The 4,415-nt window shown below is 66.1% G+C and carries 5 protein-coding genes and 1 pseudogene; 4 read left to right on the top strand and 2 right to left on the bottom strand.

Going from position 1 to position 4,415, the window contains the following annotated elements:
* Positions 1-127: 127 nt before the first annotated feature.
* From AC1DY5_RS43625 to AC1DY5_RS43610, 4 genes and pseudogenes are all read left to right on the top strand, one after another.
* Positions 128-598, top strand: a pseudogene (locus AC1DY5_RS43625) (NAD(P)-dependent oxidoreductase); the annotation flags it as partial.
* A 36-nt stretch (positions 599-634) separates the two neighbouring features.
* Complete coding sequence (locus AC1DY5_RS43620; RefSeq protein WP_478120639.1) at positions 635-1,036, top strand: NAD-binding protein; 402 nt, start codon at positions 635-637, stop codon at positions 1,034-1,036.
* Between the two features lie 33 nt (positions 1,037-1,069).
* A complete protein-coding gene (locus AC1DY5_RS43615) occupies positions 1,070-1,651 on the top strand; it encodes an amino acid synthesis family protein (RefSeq protein WP_478120638.1) in 582 nt (193 codons plus the stop codon).
* Positions 1,652-1,714: 63 nt separating this feature from the next.
* Positions 1,715-2,668: a 2-hydroxyacid dehydrogenase gene (locus AC1DY5_RS43610; protein WP_478120637.1), complete on the top strand. Its 954-nt coding sequence runs from the start codon at positions 1,715-1,717 to the stop codon at positions 2,666-2,668.
* Positions 2,669-2,725: 57 nt separating this feature from the next.
* Here AC1DY5_RS43610 and AC1DY5_RS43605 read toward each other — a convergent pair whose 3' ends face one another.
* Together AC1DY5_RS43605 and AC1DY5_RS43600 are read right to left on the bottom strand one after the other, a co-directional pair.
* A complete protein-coding gene (locus AC1DY5_RS43605) occupies positions 2,726-3,817 on the bottom strand; it encodes an amidohydrolase family protein (RefSeq protein ID WP_478120636.1) in 1,092 nt (363 codons plus the stop codon).
* 14 nt (positions 3,818-3,831) lie between these two features.
* Positions 3,832-4,415, bottom strand: a 584-nt coding sequence (locus AC1DY5_RS43600; RefSeq protein WP_478120635.1) for an ABC transporter ATP-binding protein, incomplete at its 5' end; no start/stop codon positions are given.

Raw genomic sequence — 4,415 nt, 5'->3', positions numbered from 1 at the left:
AAGCACGGGACATAACACAGAGCTATACCCCATCGCCGAATCGGCAATGGCGTCGCCGGGCCAGGACTCCTAGGATGCGCAGCAACCGCCCCGACCCCCGGGGCCCTGCACATCAAGGACACCAAGCGCCATGAAGATCGGACTGATAGGACTGGGCAATATCGGGGTGCACTTCGGCACCCGCCTGCTGGCGGCTGGCCATGAACTGGTGGTCCATGACCGCAGCGCTCCCGCGCAGCAGCGCATGGCCGACAAGGGCGCCCAGGTGGCGACCAGCGCGCGCGAACTGGCTTCGCAGGTCGAGATGGTGCTGCTGTGCCTGCCGATGCCGGCCATCGTGAAGGATGTGGCCGTTGGCGCCGGCAACGTGATCGACGGCAGCGCCGTGCGCCTGGTGCTGGACCTGTCGACCACCGGCCCCTCGGCGACACGCGAGATCGCCACTGCCCTGGAGGCGCGCAACATCGCGTTCGTGAGCGCGCCGGTCAGCGGTGGCACCGTCGCGGCGGAAAAGGGGACACTGGCCGTGATGCCGGCCGGGGCGGAGGCTGCCTATCGCGAAGTCGAGCCACTGCTGCGCGTGCTGGGCAAGAACATCTTCTATCTCGGCGTCGATCCCACGCTCGGCCAGACGATGAAGATCATCAACAACACGCTCTACGCCACCAGCATGGTGGCCAGCTGCGAGGCGCTGGTCTACGGCGTGAAGGCGGGCCTGGATGCCAAGACCATGCTCGACGTTCTCAACGCCTCCAGCGGCCGCTCGTTCGCCACGCTGGAGCGCATCCCGCAGTGCGTGCTCGACCGGAGCTTTCCGGTTCGCTTCACCACCGAGCTGCTGCACAAAGACATCAAGATGTGCATCGACGAGGCCGAGAAGATCGGCGCTCCCATGCTGGTGAGCCCGGCCGCCCGGCAGTTCCTGGCTTTTGCCATCACCCAGGGCGATGGGCAGCGCGACAACGTCTATCCGATCCGCCATTTCGAGCAATGGGCCGGCGTGCAGTTCGGCAGCGCGCCCGAAGCCGCCGCCTGAATCCGACCCTTCCCAACAAATCTGGAGCAACCCATGTCACTGATCAACGTCCGCAAGAAGCTGCTGACCCTCGAAACCGTCTACCACGAAGGCGGGCCCGCCCGTGCCGAGCCCATTCGCATGGGCTCCATCGCGGTGGTGGTCAACAACCCCTACGCCGGCCGCTATGTCGAAGACCTGTCCGAGCTGGTGAAGGCCGCGACAGAACTGGCCAAGGAACTGGTGCCCGAACTGCTGGCCGCGCTCGGCGGCGCCGATGCCATCCAGGCCTACGGCAAGGGTGCCATCGTCGGTGTCAACGGTGAACTGGAGCACGGCGCCATCTGGCATGAGGCGGGGGGCTGGTCGATGCGCGCCAATCTGCCCAAGGCCAAGTCCATCGTGCCGACGGCCAAGGTCGTCGCGAGCGCCGGCATGCGGCTGCCGATTCCCATGCACAACATCGAGGCGGCTTACGTGCGTAGCCATTTCAGCACCATGGACGTCGGCGTGATCGACGGCCCGCGCCCGGACGAGTGTCTCTATGCACTGGTCATGTCCACCGGCGGCCGGGTCCACGAGCGACTGGGAGGTCTGCGGGTCGATCAGATTTCTGTCGGTGACGGGCAGCGCTGAGCCGCGGCCGGCCGCCCCGCATTCACTCTTACGCCGGGCCCTCGCGCCGGCCGGACGCCACCCATGAAACCCCTGCTCCTTGTCCTGGTCTACTTGTCCGAAGAACACCGCGCCCTGGTGGCGGGGCAGTTCGAGATGATCTATGCCCCGATCGAGAAACCCAACGTGGACCGGTCGGAAGCCGCAGCACTGATCGCAGCGCACGGCGACGCCATCCGGATGGTACTCACCAACGGCGCGACCGGGCTCACGCCCGGGGAATTCTCGGGCCTGGCCGCGCTGGAACTGGTCTGCAGCTTGGGCGTGGGCTACGAGAAGATTTCGCTGGACGCGGCGGCCACGCGCGGCATACGGGTGTGCAATGCCGCCGGCACCAACGACGCTGCCGTGGCTGACCATGCCATGGCCATCCTGCTGGCGGCCATCCGCCGCATTCCTTTCCTCAACAGTGGTGTGCGCAACGGCCTGTGGCGCGACGACATCCCGCGCCCGCCGCATGTGTCGGGCCGCAAGCTTGGCATCTTCGGCCTGGGCGCCATCGGCCGCCAGGTGGCACGCCGCGCCACCGGCTTCGACATGGAGATCGGCTACAGCAGCCGCACGCGGCGCGACGACTCTGGCTACCGCTGGTTCAACGACATCTACGCCCTCGCGACGTGGTGCGATTTCCTGGTGATCAGCGCGCCCGCCGGCGGCCAGACCCACCACATCGTCGGAGGCTCGGTGCTCGACGCGCTCGGCCCTGGCGGGGTGCTGGTCAACGTGTCGCGCGGCTCGCTGGTGGACACGGCAGCGCTGGCAAATGCACTGCGCGATGCCCGCATCCACGCTGCGGCCCTCGACGTCTACGAGAGCGAGCCACTGCCCCCCGCGGCACTGCTGGAATTCGACAACGCGATCCTGACGCCGCACATCGCCGGCATATCGCCGGAGGCCATCCATGCCTCTGTCGTCCGCTTCATGGACAACGCGACCCGGCATTTCGCCGGGCTGCCCCTGCTGACCCCTGTCAACTGAAATGACCTATTGCAAACGGGTCGGCGGCGAGTGGGTGCCCGGCGCCACTTTCATGGCCTATGCCAGTCCCGCGAGGGCTTCAATGTCGGGCAGACGATAGACCCGACATGCCGTGCGGTGAAACAAGTCACTTCGCTCGTCCGCTGACAGGTGGCGGCTCGCCAGCTTGAACGCGTTCCAGAGTTCCGGGTACCCGCAGGACTGCTTGTCGACAGGGAAATTGCCTTCGAACATGCATCGCCCCGGTCCAAAGGCCTCGATGCATGTCTCGATCAGGGGCCACCAGGCCCTTGCCAGCTCGGGCGACGTGGCGGGCCTTCCGGCGTGTTCGAATCCGAAGCCGAACACCGGCATCCCCAATCCCCCGATCTTGATCGACACGTTGGGCCGGGCGGCCAGACTTCGCAGATCGCGTCGCCAGCGTTCGACGTTCGCGGCGCGTTCGGGCCTGTAGTCTTCAACGCCAATCAAGCCGCCCACATGGTTGACGATGATGGGCGTCGCCGGGAACGCTTCGGCCAGGTCGCGCAGTTCTCCCAATTGGGGGTGGTACACCCAGGCGTCGAAACTCAGCCCGAACCTGTCCAATTGCGCCATTCCCTTGCGAAATGCTGCGTCTGCAAGCAGATGCGGCCGAGGCTTGCCCTTGATGAAGCGGCCCACCACACCTCCGTCATAGGGCGCCACGTGGCGTATCCCGCGCAGGCGTCCTTCGCCAGCGACCGCATGCGCTGCCAGCACGTCGGCAACGGCGTCGCCAAGCGTCAGGTCGGCGTGGGCCACGATACCTGCCGCCACCTTGCAGTGGCCATGCGAAGTCCTGACGGGGGCCCTCGTCAGACCGACGATCCTCTCGACCTCGCCGACCGGCCTGAAGCTTTCCGGCCCGGTTGGGCGCCATCCCGGTTCGTAGGCTTCCACATAGACGGTTGCCATGATCCTGTGGCCGCTCGCGAGATCACGCTCGAGATCCTCGAGGCGGTAGTAATGGTCATCGGTGACCGTCCCGTACAGGTGATGGTGCGGGTCGACGATGGGCAGTCCGGGCTCCAGGGCCTCTTCGACGGAGCTGCTGGAGTGCCAGTCCAACAGCTCGCGGGTGTGCCGTTGCAAAGTACCGCGGTACGCGGGCGCCTCGCCGTCATGCATGGTTGCGCCGGGCGTCAATGCCCGCCCAGATACACCCGCTGCAGGAGCTCGCCCTCCCGCAACTCGCCTGCGAAAGCGGCAGCGGCGACGCGGCCTGTCTCGACCAGATACCCATAGTTCGCGTGCCGGAGCGCTTTCTCCACCAACTGCTCGACCAGCAAGATGGCCAGGCCACTCCTGCAAAGGCCTGATGCAACCTCCAGGATCCGGTCGATCACCATCGGCGCAAGACCGCCTGAAGGTTCGTCCAGGATGAGCAATTTCGGTTCGCCGATGACACCCTGCCCGACGGCCAGGATCTGTTGTTGCCCTCCCGAAAGACGCGACGCCATCTGGTGGCGCCGCTCCGCCAGCTCGGGAAACATTTCGTAGATTCTGTCGAGCTTGCTCCGGTCGCCACGGGGATGGGCCGCATAGGTCCCGATCAGCAGGTTGTCCTCGATCGACAGCGTGTGGAATACGCGATGCCCCTCGAGCACCTGAACGATGCCGGCCTTCACGATGTCGCGCGGTGTGGATCGGCTGAGTTCACGGCCTTCGAAGTGAACCGTCCCCGAGCGCATTGGCACCAGGCCCGAAATGGCGTGCAGCAAGGTGC

This window comes from Variovorax sp. P4_D9, assembly GCF_056401695.1.
Note: the sequence above shows the minus strand (reverse complement) of the source record. Positions and strands in the feature narration are given on the sequence as shown.